The sequence below is a fragment of the Paenibacillus sp. GCM10027626 genome (assembly GCF_042676285.1).
Classification (GTDB): Bacteria; Bacillota; Bacilli; order Paenibacillales; family Paenibacillaceae; genus Paenibacillus_Z.
Map to the genome: position 1 here is coordinate 1 of NZ_JBHTHC010000067.1, position 741 is coordinate 741.

1 protein-coding gene is annotated in these 741 nt (G+C 45.1%); it reads right to left on the reverse strand.

What is annotated here, in order from left to right:
- Positions 1-260: 260 nt before the first annotated feature.
- Positions 261-401, reverse strand: coding sequence for a hypothetical protein (locus ACFQ0N_RS38235; protein ID WP_379335740.1), 141 nt, complete (start codon positions 399-401; stop codon positions 261-263).
- Positions 402-741: the final 340 nt, after the last annotated feature.

The following is a 741-nucleotide window of genomic DNA, read 5'->3' on the forward strand; positions in this document are numbered from 1 at the left end:
CTTTTTCATGAGACCGCCTCGTTTCGATTAGTTTGTGGGGACAAACATTACATCGACTGGACGGTCTTTTTTATTAGTTTTTTACCATTTATTGCATACCTTTTTTTGGCTAATCAACAGGCCTATATTTTCTACAACAATTTTACCGCGATTGCGCAATGAACTGGATTCGATTATACATGCTTATTCAACGTAAACAGACTATCCGCAATTAATCGACAGTCTCCCCCGGTCCGCCCGTGCCCGGTTTGCTTGCGCGCTTACAGCAGACGGCGACGATCAGCCAGACGGGGGCGCGGTCCGCCCACGATCAGCCCATGTCCAAGCCGCAATATTTTCCCTGCAAACGCAAAAAGACCAAGCAAAATCAGCTTCTGCTCAGCCTTTTTTTGATGATGCAATTGACATACTCTCAGGGGACAGTCGTAACTTGCGTTCGTTGCCGGAGGGCCGCCAAGCCGCCGGTTCACGAAGTTCACATCATACGGTTATCACAAGTACCAGCCACACTTTCACTATAACAGCAATCCGCCCCGATGCGTTTGGCCTCAATACTCATTTCATTGCACTATATGTTCACTTTATAATATCCTGCCATAATAACCATAAAGATATCTAAGCTTGACCCACATCGGTTCCATGAAATTCCAGCAGACTATTTGTGGAGTAGAACCTGCTATTTAGGCGCTTTTAGGCAAACCATATTCATTGAGTATTTCCAACGAAAAACTTAATGTGGAA